Genomic DNA, 21,414 nt, shown 5'->3' on the forward strand with positions numbered 1-21,414 from the left:
GAAAAAAACGGGCGGGCAGGGGGTGCGGCCCCCTGCGCCCCTGGTTTCAGGCGCCGGAGGCCAGTTCCATCTCGGGCACCTCGCCCTCCGGCACGATCAGCGCCGCCTCGGTCGCGGCGAGGATCTCCTCGACGCTCACCCCCGGCGCGCGTTCGCGCAGCACGAGCCCGGCCTCGGTCGGTTCGAGCACGGCAAGATCGGTGACGACGAGATCGACGCGCCGCTCGGTCGTGAGCGGCAGGGTGCATTCGGGCACAATCTTGCTTTCGCCGCCCGCGACATGCTGCATCGCCACGATCACCTTCGCCGCGCCGGTGGCCAGATCCATCGCGCCGCCCATGCCCGGCACCATCTTGCCCGGCACCATCCAGTTCGCGAGCCGCCCGCGTTCGTCGACCTGGAGCCCGCCAAGCACCGTCAGATCGACATGGCCGCCGCGGATCAGCCCGAAGCTCATCGCCGAATCGATCGAGGCGGCGCCCGGCACGGTGGAGACATAGCCGCCGCCCGCGTCGGTCAGATGCGGATCCTCCATCCCCTCGTCGGGGCGCGCGCCAAGGCCGACGACGCCGTTCTCCGACTGGAAGAAGACGCCCATCTCGACGGGCACATAACGCGCCACGAGGCTCGGCAGGCCGATGCCGAGATTGACGAGCTGCCCCGGCCGAAATTCGAGCGCGACGCGGCGCGCGATCAGTTCCTTCGGTTTCATTCCGGCCCCCTCAGTCGTTGCGCAGCACGAGATGATCGACGAGCACGCCCGGCGTCTTCACCGCATCGGGCGGGATCACGCCGGTCGGCACGATGCTTTCCGGCTCGGCGATCACCGTGCGCGCGGCCATCGCGATGATCGGGTTGAAGTTATGCGCGGTGAGCATATAGGCGAGATTGCCGACGTAATCGGCCTGCCAGGCCGCCACCAGCGCGAAATCGGCGGTGATCGGCTTTTCGAGCAGGAAGCGCTTGCCGTCGACCTCGACGATCTGCTTGCCCTCCTCGACCGCGGTGCCGAGGCCCGTGGGCGTCAGCACCCCGCCAAGCCCCATCCCGCCCGAGCGGATGCGCTCGATCAGCGTGCCCTGCGGCACCAGCTCGACCTCGAGCTCGCCGGCGATCATCTGCTTTTGCGTTTCCGGGTTGAGGCCGATGTGGGAGGTGACCACGCGCGAGACGGCGCGCGCCACCACCAGCTTGCCGATGCCCTGATGCGGGCGGGCGGTGTCGTTCGCGATCACCGTGAGATCGCGCGCGCCGCGGGCGACCAGCGCGTCGATCAGCCTTTCGGGCGTGCCCACCCCCATGAACCCCCCGATCAGCAGGCTTGCGCCATCGGGGATCCTCTCCGCCGCTTCATGCGGCGTCATTGCGCCTTTCATCGGGCTGTCCTTTCCGGGCGCGAGGGCGGGAAATCGCCCTGCGCCGCTCCTCCGTCTTGCGGGGGCGCGGACCACGGGGGCCGCGCCGCCCGGCCGTTCGATCAGAACGGGATTTCGTCGTCGAAATCGGGCCGGCCGCCACCGCCGCCACCGCCCGAGGAGCGGCCACCGCCGCCGCCCGCGCCGCCGCCGCCGTAGGACGGGCCCTCGTCATAGCCGCCACCGCCGCCATAGGAGCCACCGCCGCCCGACCCGCCGCCGTCACGCCCGTCGAGCAGGGTGAGATTGCCGGTGAAGGGGCGCAGCACGACCTCGGTCGTGTAGCGTTCCTGGCCCTGCTGATCGGTCCATTTCCGGGTTTCGAGCTGGCCCTCGATATAGACCTTCGAACCCTTCTTCAGATATTGCTCGGCGATCTTCGCCAGCGGCTCCGAGAAGATCGCGACCGAATGCCATTCGGTGCGCTCCTTGCGCTCGCCCGAATTGCGGTCGCGCCAGCTTTCCGAGGTGGCGATGCGCAGGTTGCACACCTTGCCGCCGTTCGAGAAGCTGCGCACCTCCGGGTCGCGGCCCAGATTGCCGATGAGAATGACCTTGTTGACCGAACCTGCCATGCGTCCTCCCGCCTGAGTGACCGCGCGTCCTTGCAACTGCTTCGTGACTGCGCGTCCGTGCCGCCGCGATGGGCGACGATTCCGAAATGTTTCACCGGGTATAGAGCACCGGCGCGCGCAGGCCAATGGCCGAGCGGCCCGGCTTTCGGTTCCCTGTCGCGCAGAGGATTTCGCCGCCTCGCACCGAAATGGGCAAGGTGCCGCCGATCCTGGCCGGGCTGCGACGCCTGCTCCCTTTTCGCGGGCGGATTTTTGCGTATACTGCCGCCGGTTTAATGGTGCGGAAGGGGCAGATGCGGAAAGTCGCAGGGGTGGTGACGCTCGGGCTGGCGGTGGCGCTGGCTCCGGTCTCGGAAGGGGTTGCGCGGGCGGAAGGGCTTTCGCTTGGGCGCGGATCGTCGAAATCGCAGGTCTTGCTGCGGCGCAACCAGTTCGCGCTGCTCGACGGGCGGCTTGCGGGGCAATATTCGAATTCGTCGCGGTTGCGCCCCGACAAGGGGCTGGGCGAGGTCGAAAGCGGCGCGCTGCCGCGTTACAACGGGCGCTATCGCGGCCAGTATATGCAGACCGCACGCGCCGCGGCCAGCAAGCATGGCGTGCCGGAGGATCTGTTCCTGCGCCTCGTGCAGCAGGAGAGCGGCTGGAATCAGGGGGCGGTTTCGCCCAAGGGGGCGCGCGGGCTGGCGCAGCTGATGCCGGCGACCGCGGCGCGGCTTGGCGTCGACCCGTCGGATCCGGCGCAGAACCTCGAGGGCGGGGCGCGCTATCTGCGGATGATGTATGATCGCTTCGGCAACTGGCGCCATGCGCTTGCGGCCTATAACGCCGGGCCCGAGGCGGTAGACAAATACAAGGGCATCCCGCCCTATGCCGAGACCACGAATTACGTGAAGGTGATCTACGGCGGTTAAGGCGATACTTTAACTTCGCCCTGTAACCCATTGAAAAAGGCGCGCTTTCGGCGCGCCTTTGCTTTTGTCGGAAGGGCCTGCGCTCAGGGCAGGACGCGGGTGTATTTCGTGCCGGCGAGCGAGGCGCCGACGATCAGCCCGGCCTGGCCGAAGACCAGCGCGATCACCGGGGCGAGCGAGGTCGTGGTGTCGGCGCCGATCGCGCCGCCGCGGTCGGGCAGCGCATAGCGCATGTCCGCGCCCGCTTCCCAGCCATCGGCGCGGCGGAAATCGGCGAGCGCCTTTTCGGTCATGAAGAACAGCGCATGGGCATATTGCTGCGCGCCGATCTGGAAGCCGACCGAGGCGGAGGCGGCGGAATAGTAATCCACCGTCACGTTGTTGATCCGCAGCGCGCCGCGGCCATAGGCGCCGCCGAAACCGAAGCTCGCCTCGGTCATCAGCGGCATGTAAAGCACGCCGACCGCCTTCGTCATCAGATCCTGCGTGCCGGGGTATTTCTGCAGGAGATAATCGCGCGTGGCATCCACCCGGGCGTCGATCTTCGCACCGCCCGAGGAGCCGATACCATTGCCGCAGGCGGCAAGCCCAAGGCTGGCGCCGCCCGTCGACAGGAGGGTCCGTCTCGAAATCTTCGTCATCTGCTCGCTCCGCTCTGTTGGGGCCTTGTTCCGGTCCTTTGGGCACAATTGATAGGCGAAAAAACGCGACTTGTCACTTCCTGTTGATCCGGCGGCGCGGCTTTCGGCGCGCCGCCGCCGATCGCGACCCTCAGGCGGAGAGCAGTTTCGCCGCCGCGGGGGCAAAATAGGTCAGCACCCCGTCGCAGCCGGCCCGGCGGAAGCCGATCAGGCTTTCCATCATCACCTTGTCATGGTCGAGCCAGCCGTTCTTCACCGCCGCCATCAGCATCGCATATTCGCCCGAGACCTGATAGGCATAGGTCGGCACGCCGAAAGCGTCCTTCACCCGGCGCACGATGTCGAGATAGGGCATGCCGGGTTTCACCATCACCATGTCGGCGCCCTCGGCGAGGTCGCGCGCGACGAGCCGCAGCGCCTCGTCCGAATTGCCCGGGTTCATCTGATAGGTCTTCTTGTCGCCCTTGAGCGCGCCGGAGGCCCCCACCGCATCGCGGAACGGGCCATAGAAGGCCGAGGCATATTTCGCGGCATAGCTGAGGATCGTGACGCCCTGATGCCCGGCCCCCTCGAGCGCCTCGCGCAGCGCGGCGATGCGCCCGTCCATCATGTCCGAGGGGCCAAGGATATCGGCGCCGGCCTCGGCCTGGGCAAGGCCCATCTTCACCAGGCATTCGACGGTCTCGTCGTTCAGGATCTCGCCGTCGCGCACCAATCCGTCATGCCCGTTCGCATTGTAGGGGTCGAGCGCGATATCGGTCATCACCGCGATCTCGGGCACTTCGCGCTTGATCGCGCGGATCACCCGGTTCGAGATATTCTCCGGGTTCCAGGCCATCTCGCAGCCCTCGGTCTTTTCCGCCGGGTCGGTGAAGGGGAAAAGGCAGAGCGCCGGAATGCCAAGCTTCGCCGCCTCTTCCGCCGCCTTCACCGCGCCCTCGAGCGTATGGCGGAAGACGCCCGGCATCGAGGAAACCTCGACATCGGCGCCGGCGACATCGGTGATGAAGATCGGCCAGATCAGGTCTTTCACGCTGAGGCGATGCTCCTGCGCGAGGTCGCGCAGCGCGGGCGAGCGGCGCATCCGGCGCAGGCGGGTGGCGGGGAACGGGGGCAGGATCGGTTGCATCGGCTCAACTCCTTTTGTCCTTCCGGCGCGCCGGAGAGGCGCCGGGCGCAGCCCTCCCGGGCGGCCTGGCACCGGGGATAAGGTCTCGTAAGCCCTGACGGCCCGCCTTGCAACCGCAGGCGGTTTGCGCCAAACCGGGGGCGCAGCAATTCGGAAGGCGCCGTGAATATCTGGCAGACGATCCTCGACCTCATCGACATGCGCTCCTTTTCCAATCTCTGGTATTGGATCGCGCTGGCGGTGACCTGGTCCACGGCTTCGCATTGGGTGCTCGGCGTGCCCTATGACATGGTGCTGCGCGCGCGGCGCAAGCAGGGGGTGGCGGCGCAGGATCTCGTCACCATCACCGGGGTGAACGTGCGCCGTCTCTTGATGATCGGGCGCGAGGCGGGGATGGTGATCGTGCTCGTCGCTTCCTTCCTGCTGACCACGCTGATCGTCTGGGGCTTCGTCTACGGGATGGAATTCGCGCAGGCCGTCGCGCTGATCATGGTGCCGCTCGCGCTCGTCTTCGGGCTGAGCCTGCGCAGCGCGGCACGGCTCGAACCGCTGCTGGCCGCGGGCGCCGATGCCGAGACAGTGGCGCGCATCCTCACCCATCACCGGGTCGCGGTGCAGGCGGTGGGGCTCGTCGCGATCACCGTGACCTCGCTCTGGGGCATGTTGCAGAACTTCCAGCTCTCGCCGCTCGGCTGAGCCGGGCTTGACACCGGCGGCGAGGCGGATACCTCTCGGCGCGATGGAGCATCTTCTTCTTTCCGGCGCCCCCGAGGGCTATGACGCGAAGCTGATCGCGAAGGAACTGGCGCGTGGCCGCCCGGTGATCCATGTCGCGCGCGACGAACGGCGGATGGAGGCGACGCGCGCCGCGCTTGCCTTTTTCGCGCCCGAGGTGGCGGTGCTGCGCTTTCCGGGCTGGGATTGCCTGCCCTATGACCGGGTCTCGCCCAACCCCGAGGTCTCCGCCGCGCGGATGGCGACGCTTGCGGCGCTCGCCACCGGCATCTCCGGGCCCTTCGTGCTGCTCACCACCTTGTCGGCGGCGATGCAGCGGGTGCCGGCGCGCGACCTGATCGCCGCCTCGAGCTTTTCCGCCCGTGTCGGCCAGCGCATCAACGAGGAAGCGCTGCGCAATTTCCTCGCGCGGATGGGGTTCTCGCCGGTCTCGACGGTGGCGGAGCCGGGCGATTACGCGCTGCGCGGCGGCATCGTCGACATCTACCCGCCGGGCGCCGAGGGGCCGGTGCGGCTCGATCTGTTCGGCGACGTGCTCGACGGCGCGCGCCGCTTCGACCCGGCAAGCCAGCGCACCACCGAGAAACTGACCCAGGTCGATTTCGCGCCGGTGAGCGAGGTGATGCTCGACGAGGCCTCGATCACCCGCTTCCGGCAGAATTACCGCATCGAATTCGGCGCGGGCGGCGCGGATGATCCGCTGTACGAGGCGGTCTCGGCCGGGCGCAAATATGCCGGCATGGAGCATTGGCTCGGCTTCTTTCACGACCGGCTGGAGACGATCTTCGACTACCTGCCGGGCGCCTCGGTGATGCTCGACGATCAGCTCGAGGCGCAGCGGATCTCGCGCTGGGACGGGATCGCCGATCAATATGACACGCGGCGCGAGGCGATGACCCGGCGCGACCGCGTCGATACCGTCTACAAGCCGGCGCCGCCCGGGCTGCTTTACCTCGATCACACGGCCTGGGAGGCGGCGCTCGCCCCGCTGCGGCTGATCCGGTTGCAGGTGCTGAGCGCGCCGCCCGGGCCCGGGATCCTCAATGCCGGGGCGCGCATCGGGCGCAATTTCGCGCCCGAGCGCCAGAACGAAAACATCAGTCTTTTCGCGGCCTTGAAAGACCATGTTGAGAAACGACTTCAACTTGGCGATGTGGTGATCGCGAGCTGGTCGGAGGGCGCGCGCGAGCGGCTTTCGGGCCTTCTGATGGACGAGGGGCTCAGTGGCGCGAAGCTGATCCGCGACGGGCGCGAGATCGGCGGGCTCGGCCTCGTCGTCTGGGCGCTCGATGCCGGGTTCGAGGCCGAGGGGCTGACCGTGATCTCCGAGCAGGACGTGCTCGGCGACCGGCTGGTGACGCGGCCCAAACGTCGCCGCAAGGCCGACAATTTCCTGACCGAGGCGCAGAGCCTCTCGCCCGGCGATCTCGTCGTGCATGTCGATCACGGCGTCGGCCGCTACAAGGGGCTCGAGACCGTCACCGCGCTGGGGGCGCCGATCGACTGCGTGCTGCTGGAATATGCGGGCGGCGACCGGCTTTACCTGCCCGTCACCAATATCGAACTGCTCAGCCGCTACGGCCATGAGGAGGGGCTGCTCGACAAGCTCGGCGGGGGCGCCTGGCAGGCGAAGAAGGCCAGGCTCAAGGAGCGCATCCGCCAGATCGCCGACAAGCTGATGCGGATCGCCGCCGAACGCCATCTGCGCGCCGCGCCGATCCTCGAGGCGCCGCATCACGAATGGGAGGCGTTCTCCGCGCGCTTCCCCTATAGCGAGACCGAGGATCAGCTGAGCGCGATCGAGGATGTCGCGCATGACCTCGCCTCGGGCACGCCGATGGACCGGCTGATCGTCGGCGATGTCGGCTTCGGCAAGACCGAGGTGGCGATGCGCGCGGCCTTCGTCGCCGCGATCTCGGGCATGCAGGTGGCGGTGATCGCGCCGACGACGCTGCTCGCGCGCCAGCATTACAAGACCTTCGCCGAACGCTTCCGCGGCACTGCGCTGACGGTGAAACCGCTCTCGCGCTTCGTCACCGCAAAGGATGCCGCGAAGACGCGCGAAGGGCTGGCGGACGGCACCGTCGACATCGTGATCGGCACACATGCGGTGCTGGCGAAGGCCGTGAAATTCCGCAACCTCGGCCTGCTTGTCATTGACGAGGAACAACATTTCGGCGTGCAGCACAAGGAACGCCTGAAGGAGATGCGCTCCGAGATCCACGTTCTCACGCTCACCGCGACGCCGATCCCGCGCACGCTGCAACTCAGCCTCACCGGGGTGCGCGATCTGAGCGTGATCGGCACGCCGCCGGTCGACCGCCTCGCGATCCGCACCTATGTGAGCGAGTTCGACGCGGTCACGATCCGCGAGGCACTCCTGCGCGAGCACTACCGCGGCGGGCAGTCGTTCTACGTCGTGCCGCGGATCACCGACCTGCCCGAGATCGAGGCCTTCCTGCGCGAGCACGTCCCCGAGGTGAGCGTCATCACCGCGCATGGGCAGATGGCGGCGGGCGATCTCGACGACCGGATGAACGCCTTTTACGACGGCAAATATGACGTGCTGCTGGCGACGACGATCGTGGAAAGCGGGCTCGACATTCCGACCGCGAACACGATGGTGGTGCATCGCGCCGACATGTTCGGGCTGAGCCAGCTTTACCAGATCCGCGGCCGGGTCGGGCGCTCGAAGCAACGCGCCTATTGCTACCTGACGACGAAACCGCGGCTGCCGCTGACGCCGCAGGCCACGAAACGGCTGCGGCTGCTCGGCTCGCTCGACAATCTCGGCGCCGGGTTCAGCCTTGCCTCGCAAGACCTCGACCTGCGCGGGGCGGGAAACCTGCTTGGCGAGGAGCAATCGGGCCATATCAAGGAAGTGGGCTACGAGCTTTATCAGGCGATGCTCGAGGAGACGATCGCGCGGCTGAAATCGGGGGAACTCACCGAGACCGGCGACGATGGCGAATGGTCGCCGCAGATCAACCTCGGCGTGCCGGTGATGATCCCGGAAAGCTACATCCCCGATCTCGACGTGCGGCTTGGCCTGTATCGCCGGCTTTCGAATCTCACGACGAAGATCGAGCTCGAGGGCTTTGCCGCCGAACTGATCGACCGTTTCGGCGAGCTTCCGCGCGAGGTGAACACGCTGCTCCTCGTCGTGCGGATCAAGGCGATGGCGAAGCGCGCGATGATCGCGAAGATGGACGCCGGGCCGAAGGGGGCGACGGTGCAGTTCCACCTCGACAAGTTCCCGAACCCCGCCGGTCTCGTCGAATTCCTCACCGCGCAGAAGGGCGCGGCGAAGATCGAGGGCAACCGGGTCGTGGTGCGGCGCGACTGGGCCACGGATGCCGATCGGATCAAGGGCGCCTTTGCCATCGCGAAGGAGCTGGCCGAGAAGGTCATCGCTGTGAAGAACGGCGCGAAAACACCTGAAAAGGCGGAGAAATCCGCGGTGAAGGCGGCGCCGAAACCGGTGGCGAAACCGGGCCCGGCGCCGAAGCGGCGCTGATCACGCGGCCGGGTCGGTCCGGCCGAGCAGCCACCAGGCGAGGCCCGAGCAGATCAGTGTGGTGATCACAAGCGGCTCGGGCGAGCCGGAGAACATCTGCCCCACCGGCGCCGCGATCATCACCGCGCCCACGGTGGAAAAGGCGCTCAGCACCGAGGCGGTCATTCCGGCGAGATGCCCCATCCGCTGCATCGCCATCGCGTTGATATTGCCGAAGGTGATCCCGGCGATGAAGAAGACCGACACCACCCAGATGAAAAGCACGGGCAAGGCCTGCGGCCCGGTGACGAAGCCGGAAAGCACCAGCACCAGCATCACCGCGGAAAAGCCGATCTGCATCAGATAGCCCCCGCGCGCGAGCCGCTGCATGCCCAGCCGCATCACGAAACGCGCATTGAAAAGCGAGGCGGTGCCCGCGACGATCGCCCCGGCGCCGAACCAGTAGGGGAAGGTCGTGGTCACGCCATAGGCGGCGTAAAGCTGCTGCGCGGTCGAAAGCAGGGTGAACATCTGCCCGAAGCCGAGGCTGATGACGAGCGTGTAGATCCGCACGTCGCGATTGCCGAGCACCTCGGCCGCACCGGAGATCAGTTTCGCGGGCACGAGCGGGCGGCGGCGCTCCTTCGGCAGGGTCTCGGGCTGGCGCAGCCCCATCCAGACCACGCTGACGAGGCCGAAAAGCACGAAGGCGCCGAACACGCCGCGCCAGCCGAATTGCAGCGCGATGAGCCCGCCCACCGTCGGCGCGATCGCCGGGATCAGCATGAAGAACATCATGATGATCGAGGTGATCTTCGCCATCTGCGGGCCGGAATGCAGGTCGCGGATCAGCGCCATCGGCACGATCCGCCCGCTCGAGGCGCCAAGCCCCTGCACGAAACGCGCGATGAGCAGGAATTCGAGGCTGTTCGCCCAAAGCGCGGCGGTCGCCGCGGCGATATAGATCGCAAGCCCGCCGCCGAGCGTCACCTTGCGCCCGATCGCGTCCGAGATCGGCCCGACGAAAAAGGTGCCAAGCCCCATGCCGAGCACGAAGGAGGTCAGCACCAGCTGCGCGCGGTTCACGTTCTCGGGCGAGAGGCTCGCGGCGATCTCGGGCAGAGAGGGCAGCATCGCGTCGATGGAGAAGGCGACCATCGCCATCAGCAGCGCGAGCAGGGCGACGAATTCGGGCAACGGCAGCGCTTTGGCCGCCGGGGTGGGGGCAGGGGTCACGGATCTGGCCTTTCGAGAGTTGCGCCACATAGGCACGGCCTTTCGCAAAGCGCCAGAGCCGGGGCTGCGCAGGGGGCTGTGCGGCGGTGCTCAGTCCGCGCCCTGTTGCCCCGAAAGCTCGTCGATCACCTGCAGCCAGAGCGATGTCGGCTGCGCGCCGGTCACCAGATGGCTGTTGCCGATGACGAAGGCCGGCACCGCGTCGATGCCGCGCTCGCGCGCATGGGCCTCGCGCGCGGCGATCGTGTCGAGATCGGCGTCGGTGGCCAGCAGCCGCGCGACCATCTCGCCCTCCATCCCCATCTGCACGGCGATCTCGGTCAGCACCGCCGGATCGCCGATGTCGCGCCCCTCGCGCCAATAGGCTCGCATCAGCGCCGACATCACCGGGGTCTGGCGCCCCTCGATCCCCGCCCAATGCAGCAGCCGATGCGCGTCGCGGGTGTTCGGCATCCGGGTGATCGCGGCGAGATCCATGGTGACGCCGGCATCCTTGGCCGCCTCGAGCACCGGGATATGGTATTTCGCGGCCTCGACGCCGAATTTCGCGGTGAGATAGGCGTCGCGCGCCATGCCGCCCGCGGGCAGCGTCGGGTTCAGCTCGAACGGATGCCAGGCGATCACGAAAGGATGCCCCGGCCGCGCCTCGAGCGCACGGTCGAGCCGCGCCTTGCCGATGTAACACCAGGGGCAGACCGGGTCGGCGAAGATATCGAGCGGGATCATCGGGTCTCCTCGGGCCAGGTGTCGCGCAGCGCGCGGCGGTCGATCTTGCCGTTGCGGTTGCGCGGCAGCGCCGCGACGGGGCGGCAGATGCGGGGTTGCTTGTAGCGGGCGAGATGCGCGCCGGCATGGGCGAGCATCGCCTCGGGGCTTGCGGGTCCGGTATAGGCGAGCGCGATCACCGAGGCCTCGGCGCTCACGCGCAGCTCGATCGCCGCGACCTCGCCCGCGCCCTCGCACAGCGCCATCTCCGCCTCGACCTCGAGCGGGCTCACGCGGAAACCGCCCGCGTTCATCATGTCGTCGCCGCGCCCCTCGTAGCGGATCGCGCCGGTCGGCGTCATCGTCACCATGTCGCCGGTGAGGAACCAGTCGCCATCGGCGCTGAACCGCGCGCGCGTCTCCGCCTCCGCCCCCCAATAGCCGAGGAAGAGCCCCGGGTCGGAGCGATGCACGGCGAGCACGCCCGGCGTGCCACGTTCGACCGGGGCGCCGTCTTCGCCCAGCACCGCGATCTGGCGGCCCTCCTGCGGCCAGCCCGAGGTGCCGGGCGGCGCCGGATGGCCGGGCGCGCCGGAGATGAAGGTCGAGCATTCGGACATGCCGAGCGCCTCGTAGATCATCGCGCCGGTGGCGGCGTTCCAATGCTGGCGCGTGGCGAGCGGCAGCGCCTCGCCGGCGCTGAGCCCGTGGCGCAGACGCGGCAGCGGCAAGTTCATGTGATGCTTGAGGATCTGCCTGTAAACGCCCGGCGCTGCTGCGAAAATCGTAGCATCGAAGCGGCGCAGCAGAAGCGGCAGAGTCTGCGGCTCGACCCCCGGCGCCGGGATCAGCGCGGTGGCGCCGACCGACCAGGGATCCATCAGCCCGGTGCCGAGCGTATAGGTCCAGTTGAAGGCGCCGGCATGCAGGAGCCGGTCCTCGGGGGTGAGCCCGTACCAGCCCTGATGCATCATCTTCCGCGCCCAGATCGCGCGATGGGCGTGCATCACCGCGCGCGGATTGCCCGAGGTGCCGGAGGTGAAGATGATATAGGCAAGCCGGTCGGGATCGCCCAGATCGTAATCGCAGGGCGGCAGCTCGGCAAAGCCGCGCAGGGCGTCTTCGGAGATGACCTTTTCCACGCCCTCGGGCAGCGCCACGCCTTCGCCCGCGACCACCGCGGCGGGGCTGATCTGCGCCGCCATTTTCGTGATCTCGGGTCCGGTCAGCTGCGCCGAGGTCGGCACCGGCACGATCCCCACCGCGATCGCGCCGAGATAGGCCACCGGAAACTCGGGCGTATTGCCGAGCCGCAAGAGCAGCCGGTCGCCGGGGGCAAGCCCCGCGCGCAGGAAACCGGTGCCCGCGCCGCGCACCGCGGCCTCGAGCCGGCCATAGGACCAGCGCTCCGCCTTCGTCGCGCCGAGGATCTGCATCGCCGGCCGGTCGGCAAGGCGCCCGGCATGGGCAAGCACATGGGACGCCATGTTGAAGGCGTCGGGCGCGGGCGCGAAAGGGGATGGGGCATGGACAGAGAGCATCTTTCCCTGCTACGCCGCGGCAGGCGTCGTTGCAAGCCGGAGGCTCGGATGGGCGAGATCGAACAGGCGAAGATCATCCGCATCGCCCGCGAAAGCGGGGCGGAGGTGATGCCCGAGCCGGTCGATCTGGCGGAACGGGTGCGCGAGCTGCGCCGCGCCCGCGGCTGGACGCTCGAGGCGGCGGCAAGCCAGATCGGGCTTGCCCGCTCGACGCTCTCGAAGATCGAGAACGGCCAGATGTCGCCCACCTACGAGGCGTTGAAGAAGCTGGCCGAAGGGCTGGGGATCTCGGTGCCGCAGCTCTTCACCCCGCCCTCGAAGGGGCAGGTGACGGGGCGGATGGCGGTCACCAAGGCGGGCGAGGGCGCGCCGCATATCACCACCACCTACGAGCACGAATTGCTCGCGCAAAGCCTGCGCACGAAGCAGATGCTGCCCTATCGCACCCGGATCCGCGCGCGCAGCTTCGAGGAGTTCGACGGCTGGGTGCGCCATGACGGCGAGGAATTCCTCTATGTCCTCACCGGGATCGTGCGGCTTTACACCGAGTTCTACGAACCGGCCGAACTGCGCCGCGGCGACAGCGCCTATTACGACGCGAGCATGGGGCACAACCTCGTCTCGGTGAGCCCGGAGGATGCGACGGTGCTCTGGGTGACCTCGCTGGTCTGAGGGGCGCTGCCCCCGTCTGCTGACGCAGACTCCCCCGGGATATTTGGGCACTTTGGAAACCGGCTTCCAAAGTGTCGAAATATCCCGGGGGGAGGCGCAGCCGGGGGGGCAGCGCCCCCGCGCCGGTCACATCCCGATTTCGGCCAGATCGTAGGGCGTGTCCTGATAGATCTGGTTGATCCAGTTGCCGTAAAGCAGATGCGCATGGCTGCGCCAGCGGTTCGTCGGCACCCGGGTCGGGTCGTCCTCGGGGTAGTAGTTCTTCGGCACGTTGATCGGTTTGCCGGCCGCCACGTCGCGGTCGTATTCCTCCTTCAGCGTGCCAGAGTCATATTCGAAATGGTTGAAGACATAGAGCGCGCGATGGCCGGCGTCCTCGACCAGGCAGGGGCCGGTCTCGTCCGAGGCGATCAGCGTGCGCAGCCCGGCGGCGGCGATTTCCTCCTCGCGCATCTCGGTCCAGCGGCTCACCGGCACCAGCACGTCGTCGGAGAAGCCGCGCAGGTAGGGCGAGGCGGGGGCGAGGTTGCGGTGGCGGAAACAGCCGAAGGCCTTGTGGTCGAGCGGGTGTTTCGGGATCCGGTGGAAATGGTAGGCCATCGCCATGCCGCCCCAGCACACGCCGAAGGTGGAGAAGACATGGCTTTGCGTCCAGTCCATGATCCGCGTGAGCTCTTCCCAGTAAGTCACGTCGGCGAAAGGAATTTTCTCGATCGGGGCACCGGTGATGATGAGCCCGTCGAACTTCTCGCCGGTGGCTTCGACCTCGTCGAAGGGGCGGTAGAAGGTCTCCATATGCTCGGCCGCGGTGTTCTTCGTCTGGTGCGAGGTGATGCGGATCAGCTGAAAGTCGATCTGGATCGGCGTCGCGCCGATCAGCCGGGCGAACTGGTTCTCGGTCTGGATCTTTTTCGGCATCAGATTGAGCAGACCGATCCGCAGCGGCCGGATTTCCTGCCGCGCCGCGCGTTCGGGCGTCATCACCATCACGCCTTCCCGCGACAGGATATCAAAGGCGGGGAGGTTTTCGGGAAGGGTGATAGGCATGATATTTCCGTTGGTTACAGGGCGATCTTCACGTGATGCATGAACTCTGCGCGGCTCAGGCGGGCAGGGTCTCCGCGATCAGGGATATAAAATCCTTCTCGTCGCGGACAAGGGCGACATCGGCGGCCGTTACCTTCACCCCCCAGTTCGCCGCCATCGCCGCATAGCGCGGCTGACGGTGATCGAGCGCCTGGCGGTAGGTCCAGCGCACGAAATCGTCGGGGTCGACCTCCTCCTCGCGCAGCCCGCGCTCGACGCGGTATTGCACCCATTTCCGGTCGAGGAAATCGGGCGAATAATACATCGGTTTCGGTGCGCGGTCGAAGCGGCGCACGAGCTCCTCGGTATGCGCCTCCGAGCCCTCGATCCAGACCATCAGCAGGTTCTTCGAGAGCGCGGTGAGGATCGGGTCGGCGGGATCGGCCGGGTCCACCACCTCGCAGATCGAGCCGCCGGAATCGCAGACGAAATTCGGGATCCGGTAGATCTCCTCGGCGCGGCGGATGAAATGCGGCGTGTCGAGCAGCGCGGCCTGTTCCGCCTGCCGGTGCTGGTTCTGCCGCGTCTCGTACTCCTCGAACGGCAGGCCGCCCTTCGCCGGCGAGCCGGGCTTGCCGAGATAGGTCGAGAGCGGCGCGAGATTGTCGAAGGTGATGTTCGAGGTGATATAGACGCTGTCGCTGAGCAGGAGCTCGGCGAGGAACGGGTTCTTCATCGCCTCGCGCTTGAAATTGTCGGCGATATACTCGCCCATGTAGCGCGTGCCGATGCGGTAATCGATCGAGTAGTGGAACCAGGCGCTGGCGGAGCCGCGCAGCATCGAGGCGAGATAGGTCTTGCCCAGCCCCGACATGCCGAAAAGCAGCACCCGCTTGCGGCTTGCCGCCAGCCATTCTGCGCGATTGCGATAGATCATGCCCGTCTCCGGCCCCCGTTTTTTCAGGGTTTAGCGGCTCGGGCGGGCGGCGTCACGCGGTTTCCGGTTGAGGATCGCAAGGCCAAGCGCCAGCACCGCGAAACCGGCGAAGGCATTGGGGCCGAGCCGCTCGCCATAGACCGCCCAGCCGGCGAGGATCGCGACCGGCGGGATCAGCAGGGTGACGAGCGAGAGGTTCCCGGCGCCGGCGAGCGCGAGGATGCGGTAATAGATCAGATAGGCGAGCGCCGAGCAGCCGAGCGCGAGCCAGATCATCCCCGCCCAGACCGAGGGGGCGTAATCGAGGCTTGGCACCCCTTCGATGGTCAACATCAGCGGTGCGAGCCAGAACAGCCCGCCGGTGAGCATGCCGGCGGCGGCGACTTCGGGGGCGAGGCCGCGGATCGCGCTGCGGGCATAGGCCCCGGCGAAGCCATAGGAGAACGAGGCGCCGATCACCGCCCATTGCCCCGCCGAGGCGAGCGAGAAGCCGGTGAGCGCGGCCGGGCCGATCGCGATCACCACGCCGGCAAAGCCGATCGCCACGCCAAGGAGCCGCGGCGGCGTCAGCCGCTCGTCGGAGAAGACCGCGGCGGCGACCAGCACGCCGAAGATCGCGGTCGAGGCGTTGAGGATCGCGGCCAGACCGCTGTCGATATGTTTCTGCCCCCAGACGATGAGCGAGAAGGGGATCGCGTTGTTCAGCGCCCCCATGATCGCGAAGCGGATCAGCAGGCGCGGATCGCGCGGCAGCGGCAGGCGACGCAGCGCGACCCAGAGCCAGAGCGCCACCGCGCCCCCCGCGACGCGGAAGGTCACCACGGTCAGCACGCCGGCCCCGGCGAGCGCCGCCCGGTTCGACAGGAAGGACGAGCCCCAGACCAGCGCGAGCGCGGCGAGCAGCGCCCAGGCGAGGGGGGAGATGCGGGTGATCGGGGCGGGCTGGGTCATGGTCGCGCGACGCTAGCCGCGCTCGCGCGCCGCCGCCACCCGGATCTTGTGCCCAATACAAACCCGCCCCCGATATAAACCTGCCATGGAAAAGGCCCCGCGGTTTCCCGCGGGGCCTTTCCGTCCCTCTTCCGCCGGCTTTGCGCCCGATCAGAAGGTGATGCCGACGCGGATGCCCGCGCCCCAGCCCGAGTTGTCCTTGAACTGACCCGAGATCGGCGCATTGGTGACCGCATTGCCGATGTCGACGTAACGCAGGCCGCCCGAGATCTTGATGTTGTCGGTCGCCTGATAGGTCGCGGCGAGGCCGATCGACTTGTAGCCATCGGTCGGGCCGAGGTTGCCGACGGTGCCGCCGTCATGCTTTTCGTAGCCGATCGAGACCGCGCCCGACCATTTCTCGCTGAACTTGCGGCCGACGCCGAGCGTGTAGGTCGTGGTGTTCGACGAATAGGAAACCAGCGCGTCGTTCACCGCCGCCGGGCTCGAGTAGATCGGCGGGGAGATGTCGAACTGCGTCCAGTGGACCCAGCGCACCGAGCCGAAGACCAGCGTGTCCTTGGCGACGCCGGTCTGGAACTCGAGGTTCACCGATTCCGGGATCGTGGTGGTGAACCGGTCCGTCGCCGCGCCGAGCAGCGTCGGGTCCATGCCCCATTCGGTGGCCTTGAACTTGTGGTCGATCTTCGAGTTGTAGGTCAGCGCGACGCGGGCCGCGATCTCCGGCTTTTCCCAGGCGACGCCGACGACATAGCCGAGATCGGTCTCGGTCGAGGTGTTGAGCGTGTAGGTGCCGAGCAGCGGATGGGTGACCGCGGTGAGCCGCGCCTTGCCCGAAGCGGAATCGATGCGCAGACCGCCGATCAGCGAGAAATTCTCGGGCAGCTTGTAGCGCAGGAGCGCGGTGACGGTGTTCGAGGTGATCGAGGCGGTCGAGCCCGAGAGCGGGTAGAGCAGCCCCGCGGGGTAGTTCACCTTCGCGCCGGTCGACTGGTCGATGATGATCGCCAGGTCGATCTTGTCGTTCAGCGCCTGCTTGTAGCCGAGGCTGTAGGTGCCGTAATCGACCGCCATGTCGCCCGAGGACACGAGGCCCCCCGCGACCGTGCCCGAGACGTCGGGCTTGAACCCGCCGAAGTTCAGCTCGGCGTAATTGCCCTTCTCGAACAGGATACCGACAGACTGTGTCGAGCGCTCGACACCACCTGCGGTTGCGGCGGTGGTGCCAAGCGCAAGCGCGGCCCCCGCCATCATCAATTTCTTCATCAGATCCTCCCTAGAGCCTTTCAGAACTCTCTCCGACGCCGAGCCTAGCATGACGTTAACGTGAATCAATTCGGGCCGCGGCCTTACGTCGCGTCGTGGTGCCGTTACGTTGGGTCTTGTGGCGGCGCGATCACGTTCGCAGTCGCAGCATTTTCCGCGCCGCGCAAGCCCCGGGCATGAAAGATGAATCCGAGGAAATTCAGCAGCACCTGCGCGGCGAGAATCGCGGTCACGCCGGAGTGGTCGTAATCGGGCGCGACCTCGACGAGGTCGATGCCCGCGACCTCGTGGCGGCGCGCGATGCCCTGCAGGATCTCGAGCACCTCGTAGTAAAGGAACCCGCCATGCGAGGGGGTGCCGGTGCCCGGCGCGATCGAGGGGTCGAAACCGTCGATGTCGAGCGTGACATAGACCCGCGCCCCGGCAGGAATGCGGGCGAGCACGCCCTCGGTGCCAAGCCGGCGCGCCTGGCGCACGCTCAGGATGTCGTCGCCCATCGCGCGGGCGGCCTCGTAGCCGTCCTTCGCGGTCGAGCTGACGTTGCGGATGCCGAGCGCGGTGATGCCCGAGACATAGCTGCGCTCGGCGGCGCGGCGCATCGGGTTGCCGTGGCCGTGGCGCACGCCATGGCGGACGTCGACGAAGTCGAGATGGGCGTCGATCTGCAGGATGTGGATCGGGCCGTTCTCGGCGCAATCCTCGGCGAAGGCGCGAATGCAGGGGATGTTGATCGAATGATCGCCGCCGATCACCACCGGCAGCGCGCCCGCGCGCAGCATCGCGCGCACGCCGGCCTCGATATTGGCGTGGCTCGTCTCGGTGTCGGTGTGGACGATGTCGGCGTCGCCGATGTCGACGATCCGCACCCCTTCGAGATAGGTGACCTCGTCCTCGTGGTCATAGGCGCCGGCATGGCCGAAGGAGAACAGCGTCGAGGCCTCGCGCACCGCGCGCGGGCCAAAGCGCGCGCCGGCGCGGAACTGGGTGCCGAAGTCGAAGGGCGCGCCCATGACCGCGGCATCGGCCGAGATCTGCGACCAGTCGCCGGCATAGGGGCTTTTCGCGAAGGTCGCGATCCCCACGAAGGGCAGGTTGAGCCGTCCGCTCTCGTAGCCATGTTGCGACATAGTCTCTCCTTCGCCGCCGCGGTTCCGTCGCCAGCTTTCCCTCGCGCAAGAAATATTGCAAGCTGGCGGGAACGAAATTTCCGGAAGGCGAGACCCATGAATTTCCAGATCCCCGGTCAGATCCCCGGTCAGGCGCCGGCGGGGCTTTGGCGGCGGGTGCCGCCGGCGATCTTTCCGCCGGTGCTGGGGCTTCTCGGGCTCGGCCTCGGCTGGCGGCGCGGCATCGTCGAATTCGCGCTGCCGCAGGGGCTCGCGGATGCGGCGCTCGGCGCGATCATGCTGCTCGCGCTTTTCGCGCTGATGACCTATGTCGTGAAGATGGCGCGGCGCCCCTCGGTGGTGCTCGACGAGCTGAAGATCCTGCCCGGGCGGGCGGGGCTTTCGGCGGCGGTGCTGTGCCTTTACCTGCTCGCGGTGGTCTTCGCGCCCTATTCCGGCGGGCTGGCGCGCGGCTTTCTCGGCGCTGGGATCGTGTTTCACCTCGGCCTCACCGCGGCGCTGATCTGGACCCTGGCCACCGGCCCGAAAGAGCAGCGCCGGGTCACCCCAGTCTGGCATCTGGGCTTCACCGGCTGGATCGTCTGCGCGCTCGCGGCGCAGGCGCTTGGCCTTGCCACGCTGGCGATCGGGCTTTTCTGGCTCTCGCTGGTGATCGCGGTCGGGATCTGGACCGCCTCGCTGCAGCAATTCTCGCGCGAGACGGTGCCGGCGCCGCTGCGCCCGCTGCTTGCGATCCATCTTGCGCCCGCGGCGCTGATCGGTTCGGTCGCGACCGGCTTTCAGGCCGAGGCGATCGCGCAGGCCTTCGGGCTGCTTTCGGCGCTTTTGCTTTTCGTCTTCGTCGTGCGGGGGCGCTGGCTGCTGGCCGCGGGCTTCTCGCCGTTCTGGGGGGCGCTGACCTTCCCGCTTGCCGCGACGGCGAATTTCTGGCTGGCGATGGGCGGGGTCTGGCGGCTGCCGGGCGCCTTCGTGCTGATCGGCGCGACGCTCTTCATCCCCTTCGTCGCCTATCAGGTGATGAAGCTCTGGGCGAAGGGGCAACTCGCCGTGAAAACCAACGCGGCCACTGCCTGAGGGGTTGCATCCGGTCGTGATGCGTGAAACAGGGGCGTGCCAAACGTCCCTGTCCAGGAGATTCCGATGCAGATTCGCGAGGCGCTCACCTTCGACGATGTTCTTCTTGTTCCCGCAGCCTCTTCCGTGCTGCCCTCGGAGGCCGATGTCTCGACCTTCGTGACGAAGACGATCCGTCTCAACATTCCGCTCCTGTCCTCGGCGATGGATACGGTGACCGAGTCGACGATGGCGATCGCCATGGCCCAGGCCGGCGGCATCGGCGTGATCCACCGCAACCTCACCGTCGAACAGCAGGCCGAGGAAGTGAGCCGGGTGAAGCGGTTCGAAAGCGGCATCGTCTACAACCCGATCACGCTCACGCCCGAACAGACGCTTGCCGATGCGAAGGCGCTGGTCGCGCGCTACAACGTCTCGGGCTTCCCGGTGGTGGATGCCTCGGGCAAGGTCGTCGGCATCGTCACCAACCGCGACATGCGCTTCGCCACCGATGACCGCACCCCGGTTGCGGCGATGATGACGCGCGACAATCTCGCGATCCTGCACGAGCCGGCCGACCGCGACGAGGCGATGCAGCTGATGAAGGCGCGCCGGATCGAGAAGCTGCTGGTCACCGACGGCCACGGCAAGCTCACCGGCCTGCTGACGCTGAAGGACAGCGAGAAATCGGTGCTCCACCCGCTCGCGACGAAGGACGAGAAGGGCCGGCTGCGCGCCGCCGCCGCCTCGACCGTGGGCGATGCCGGCTATGAGCGCAGCTGCGCGCTGGTCGATGCCGGCTGCGATCTGATCGTGATCGACACCGCGCATGGCCATAGCGAGGGCGTGGCGAAGGCGGTCTCGCGGATCAAGGCCTATCGCGACGACGTGCAGGTGATCGCCGGCAACGTGGCGACCGCGGGGGCGACGAAGGCGCTGATCGACGCGGGGGCGGATGCGGTGAAGGTCGGCATCGGCCCGGGCTCGATCTGCACCACGCGCATCGTGGCGGGCGTCGGCGTGCCGCAGCTCACCGCGATCATGGACGCCTGTTCGGGCGCGGGCGACGTGCCGATCATCGCCGATGGCGGCATCAAGTTCTCGGGCGATTTCGCGAAGGCGATCGCGGCGGGGGCGAGCTGCGCGATGGTCGGCTCGGCGATCGCGGGCACCGACGAGGCGCCGGGCGAGGTGATCCTCTATCAGGGCCGCTCGTACAAATCCTATCGCGGCATGGGCAGCCTCGGCGCGATGGCGCGCGGCTCGGCCGACCGCTATTTCCAGAAGGACGCGGCTTCCGACAAGCTGGTGCCGGAAGGGATCGAGGGGCAGGTGCCCTACAAGGGGCCGGTCGGCACCGTGATCCACCAGATGGTCGGCGGGTTGCGCGCGGCGATGGGCTACACCGGCAATGCGACGGTCGCGCAGATGCGCGGCGGCTGCCAGTTCGTGCGCATCACCGGCGCCGGGCTGAAGGAAAGCCACGTGCATGACGTGCAGATCACCCGCGAAAGCCCGAATTACCGGGTGGGGTGAGCACCGTTCGGGGCGCGCCAGCGCCCCGATGAAAGGCTCCAGTGGAGCCTTTCAAGGTGCGAACGCCCGAAGCGCAAGCGCAGGGCCGGGTGCCTTTCGGGGCGCGCACAAGCGCCCCGATGAAACGCTCCAGTGGAGCGTTTCATGTCTCGAACGCCCGGAGCGCAAGCGCTGGGCCGGGTGCCTTTGGCGAGTGCCCGAAGGCCCGGGCCAATCTCAGATCTGCAATATCAAAAGCGCGCTCCCTCGGGGGCGCGCTTTTCCGTTTCCCCACGAAACCCTCCGCCGTTCAGAGCGGCAGCAGCCCCAAAAGCACCGATTTCGCCAGCGCCTGGTCTCGGGTGCGCGATTTCAGCTTCGTCTTCGCCGAGGCGATATGCTTCTCGAAGGTCTTCTCCGAAATGCCGATGCGCCAGCAGATCTCCGAGGGGCGTTGCCCGCGGGCAAGCCAGCACAGGCAGT

Annotated in this window: 20 protein-coding genes; 6 read left to right on the forward strand and 14 right to left on the reverse strand. The window is 67.6% G+C overall.

Annotated features, from left to right (window positions below; all coding sequences use genetic code 11):
* Positions 1 to 46 precede the first annotated feature (46 nt).
* The 3 genes from AB7U46_RS10215 to ssb all read right to left on the reverse strand — a co-directional run bounded on the left by AB7U46_RS10215 (position 47) and on the right by ssb (position 1,990).
* Positions 47 to 712 (reverse strand): 3-oxoacid CoA-transferase subunit B, encoded by a 666-nt coding sequence (locus tag AB7U46_RS10215; RefSeq protein WP_428336862.1) that lies wholly within the window; start codon positions 710 to 712, stop codon positions 47 to 49.
* Between the two features lie 10 nt (positions 713 to 722).
* Positions 723 to 1,376: a CoA transferase subunit A gene (locus AB7U46_RS10220; protein WP_428336863.1), complete on the reverse strand. Its 654-nt coding sequence runs from the start codon at positions 1,374 to 1,376 to the stop codon at positions 723 to 725.
* A 101-nt stretch (positions 1,377 to 1,477) separates the two neighbouring features.
* Positions 1,478 to 1,990, reverse strand: coding sequence for a single-stranded DNA-binding protein (ssb, locus tag AB7U46_RS10225; RefSeq protein WP_428336864.1), 513 nt, complete (start codon positions 1,988 to 1,990; stop codon positions 1,478 to 1,480).
* 293 nt (positions 1,991 to 2,283) lie between these two features.
* Here ssb and AB7U46_RS10230 point away from each other — a divergent pair, with 293 nt between their 5' ends.
* On the forward strand, positions 2,284 to 2,901 hold the full coding sequence (locus tag AB7U46_RS10230; RefSeq protein WP_428336865.1) for a lytic transglycosylase domain-containing protein: 618 nt from the start codon (positions 2,284 to 2,286) through the stop codon (positions 2,899 to 2,901).
* Positions 2,902 to 2,984: 83 nt separating this feature from the next.
* Here the strand turns inward: AB7U46_RS10230 and AB7U46_RS10235 are convergent, their stop codons facing one another.
* Both AB7U46_RS10235 and hemB read right to left on the reverse strand, forming a co-directional pair.
* Positions 2,985 to 3,542, reverse strand: a complete 558-nt coding sequence (locus AB7U46_RS10235; RefSeq protein WP_428336866.1) for a YSC84-related protein — start codon at positions 3,540 to 3,542, stop codon at positions 2,985 to 2,987.
* 130 nt (positions 3,543 to 3,672) lie between these two features.
* A complete protein-coding gene (gene hemB / locus AB7U46_RS10240) occupies positions 3,673 to 4,671 on the reverse strand; it encodes a porphobilinogen synthase (protein ID WP_428336867.1) in 999 nt (332 codons plus the stop codon).
* 162 nt (positions 4,672 to 4,833) lie between these two features.
* Between hemB and AB7U46_RS10245 the strand changes: the two genes are divergently transcribed.
* Complete coding sequence (locus tag AB7U46_RS10245; RefSeq protein ID WP_428336868.1) at positions 4,834 to 5,367, forward strand: component of SufBCD complex; 534 nt, start codon at positions 4,834 to 4,836, stop codon at positions 5,365 to 5,367.
* 43 nt (positions 5,368 to 5,410) lie between these two features.
* Positions 5,411 to 8,923, forward strand: a complete 3,513-nt coding sequence (gene mfd, locus AB7U46_RS10250) for a transcription-repair coupling factor (RefSeq protein WP_428336869.1) — start codon at positions 5,411 to 5,413, stop codon at positions 8,921 to 8,923.
* Here the strand turns inward: mfd and AB7U46_RS10255 are convergent, their stop codons facing one another.
* The 3 genes from AB7U46_RS10255 to AB7U46_RS10265 form a co-directional block, all read right to left on the reverse strand.
* Positions 8,924 to 10,138: a multidrug effflux MFS transporter gene (locus AB7U46_RS10255; RefSeq protein ID WP_428336870.1), complete on the reverse strand. Its 1,215-nt coding sequence runs from the start codon at positions 10,136 to 10,138 to the stop codon at positions 8,924 to 8,926.
* Between the two features lie 90 nt (positions 10,139 to 10,228).
* Complete coding sequence (locus tag AB7U46_RS10260) at positions 10,229 to 10,864, reverse strand: DsbA family oxidoreductase (RefSeq protein ID WP_428336871.1); 636 nt, start codon at positions 10,862 to 10,864, stop codon at positions 10,229 to 10,231.
* Complete coding sequence (locus AB7U46_RS10265; protein ID WP_428336872.1) at positions 10,861 to 12,384, reverse strand: class I adenylate-forming enzyme family protein; 1,524 nt, start codon at positions 12,382 to 12,384, stop codon at positions 10,861 to 10,863. The genes AB7U46_RS10260 and AB7U46_RS10265 overlap by 4 nt, the downstream gene beginning before the upstream one ends.
* Before the next feature lie 48 nt (positions 12,385 to 12,432).
* On the opposite strand from AB7U46_RS10265, the gene AB7U46_RS10270 reads away from it, so the two are divergent.
* Positions 12,433 to 13,056, forward strand: coding sequence for a helix-turn-helix domain-containing protein (locus AB7U46_RS10270; RefSeq protein ID WP_428336873.1), 624 nt, complete (start codon positions 12,433 to 12,435; stop codon positions 13,054 to 13,056).
* 126 nt (positions 13,057 to 13,182) lie between these two features.
* Here the strand turns inward: AB7U46_RS10270 and AB7U46_RS10275 are convergent, their stop codons facing one another.
* The 5 genes from AB7U46_RS10275 to speB all read right to left on the reverse strand — a co-directional run bounded on the left by AB7U46_RS10275 (position 13,183) and on the right by speB (position 18,363).
* Complete coding sequence (locus AB7U46_RS10275) at positions 13,183 to 14,103, reverse strand: homoserine O-succinyltransferase (protein WP_428336874.1); 921 nt, start codon at positions 14,101 to 14,103, stop codon at positions 13,183 to 13,185.
* A gap of 55 nt (positions 14,104 to 14,158) precedes the next feature.
* Entirely contained in the window at positions 14,159 to 15,019 is an 861-nt protein-coding gene (locus AB7U46_RS10280; protein ID WP_428336875.1) for an ATPase, read from the reverse strand.
* A 30-nt stretch (positions 15,020 to 15,049) separates the two neighbouring features.
* A complete protein-coding gene (locus AB7U46_RS10285) occupies positions 15,050 to 15,970 on the reverse strand; it encodes a DMT family transporter (protein ID WP_428336876.1) in 921 nt (306 codons plus the stop codon).
* A 150-nt stretch (positions 15,971 to 16,120) separates the two neighbouring features.
* Positions 16,121 to 17,236, reverse strand: coding sequence for an outer membrane protein transport protein (locus AB7U46_RS10290; RefSeq protein ID WP_428336877.1), 1,116 nt, complete (start codon positions 17,234 to 17,236; stop codon positions 16,121 to 16,123).
* A gap of 104 nt (positions 17,237 to 17,340) precedes the next feature.
* Positions 17,341 to 18,363: an agmatinase gene (gene speB / locus AB7U46_RS10295; protein ID WP_428336878.1), complete on the reverse strand. Its 1,023-nt coding sequence runs from the start codon at positions 18,361 to 18,363 to the stop codon at positions 17,341 to 17,343.
* Between the two features lie 96 nt (positions 18,364 to 18,459).
* On the opposite strand from speB, the gene AB7U46_RS10300 reads away from it, so the two are divergent.
* Both AB7U46_RS10300 and guaB read left to right on the forward strand, forming a co-directional pair.
* The gene (locus AB7U46_RS10300; RefSeq protein ID WP_428336879.1) at positions 18,460 to 19,437 is read left to right on the forward strand and encodes a tellurium resistance protein; all 978 of its coding nucleotides are present in this window, start codon (positions 18,460 to 18,462) and stop codon (positions 19,435 to 19,437) included.
* A 66-nt stretch (positions 19,438 to 19,503) separates the two neighbouring features.
* A complete protein-coding gene (guaB, locus tag AB7U46_RS10305; RefSeq protein WP_428336880.1) occupies positions 19,504 to 20,952 on the forward strand; it encodes an IMP dehydrogenase in 1,449 nt (482 codons plus the stop codon).
* Positions 20,953 to 21,241: 289 nt separating this feature from the next.
* Here guaB and AB7U46_RS10310 read toward each other — a convergent pair whose 3' ends face one another.
* Positions 21,242 to 21,409 carry a LuxR C-terminal-related transcriptional regulator gene (locus tag AB7U46_RS10310; RefSeq protein WP_428336884.1) on the reverse strand — a complete coding sequence of 56 codons (168 nt, stop codon included), beginning with the start codon at positions 21,407 to 21,409 and terminating at the stop codon, positions 21,242 to 21,244.
* Positions 21,410 to 21,414: the final 5 nt, after the last annotated feature.

Source organism: Paenirhodobacter sp. (assembly GCF_050177655.1).
Lineage (GTDB): Bacteria > Pseudomonadota > Alphaproteobacteria > Rhodobacterales > Rhodobacteraceae > Rhodobacter.

Bases quoted from the DNA above. Each gene is read 5' to 3' on its own strand.
- AB7U46_RS10215 (WP_428336862.1), bottom strand. From the start codon at position 712: ATGAAACCGAAGGAACTGATCGCGCGCCGCGTCGCGCTCGAATTTCGG.
- AB7U46_RS10220 (WP_428336863.1), bottom strand. From the start codon at position 1,376: ATGAAAGGCGCAATGACGCCGCATGAAGCGGCGGAGAGGATCCCCGAT.
- ssb (WP_428336864.1), bottom strand. From the start codon at position 1,990: ATGGCAGGTTCGGTCAACAAGGTCATTCTCATCGGCAATCTGGGCCGC.
- AB7U46_RS10230 (WP_428336865.1), top strand. From the start codon at position 2,284: ATGCGGAAAGTCGCAGGGGTGGTGACGCTCGGGCTGGCGGTGGCGCTG.
- AB7U46_RS10235 (WP_428336866.1), bottom strand. From the start codon at position 3,542: ATGACGAAGATTTCGAGACGGACCCTCCTGTCGACGGGCGGCGCCAGC.
- hemB (WP_428336867.1), bottom strand. From the start codon at position 4,671: ATGCAACCGATCCTGCCCCCGTTCCCCGCCACCCGCCTGCGCCGGATG.
- mfd (WP_428336869.1), top strand. From the start codon at position 5,411: ATGGAGCATCTTCTTCTTTCCGGCGCCCCCGAGGGCTATGACGCGAAG.
- AB7U46_RS10260 (WP_428336871.1), bottom strand. From the start codon at position 10,864: ATGATCCCGCTCGATATCTTCGCCGACCCGGTCTGCCCCTGGTGTTAC.
- AB7U46_RS10265 (WP_428336872.1), bottom strand. From the start codon at position 12,384: ATGCTCTCTGTCCATGCCCCATCCCCTTTCGCGCCCGCGCCCGACGCC.
- AB7U46_RS10270 (WP_428336873.1), top strand. From the start codon at position 12,433: ATGGGCGAGATCGAACAGGCGAAGATCATCCGCATCGCCCGCGAAAGC.
- AB7U46_RS10275 (WP_428336874.1), bottom strand. From the start codon at position 14,103: ATGCCTATCACCCTTCCCGAAAACCTCCCCGCCTTTGATATCCTGTCG.
- AB7U46_RS10280 (WP_428336875.1), bottom strand. From the start codon at position 15,019: ATGATCTATCGCAATCGCGCAGAATGGCTGGCGGCAAGCCGCAAGCGG.
- AB7U46_RS10285 (WP_428336876.1), bottom strand. From the start codon at position 15,970: ATGACCCAGCCCGCCCCGATCACCCGCATCTCCCCCCTCGCCTGGGCG.
- AB7U46_RS10290 (WP_428336877.1), bottom strand. From the start codon at position 17,236: ATGAAGAAATTGATGATGGCGGGGGCCGCGCTTGCGCTTGGCACCACC.
- speB (WP_428336878.1), bottom strand. From the start codon at position 18,363: ATGTCGCAACATGGCTACGAGAGCGGACGGCTCAACCTGCCCTTCGTG.
- AB7U46_RS10300 (WP_428336879.1), top strand. From the start codon at position 18,460: ATGAATTTCCAGATCCCCGGTCAGATCCCCGGTCAGGCGCCGGCGGGG.
- guaB (WP_428336880.1), top strand. From the start codon at position 19,504: ATGCAGATTCGCGAGGCGCTCACCTTCGACGATGTTCTTCTTGTTCCC.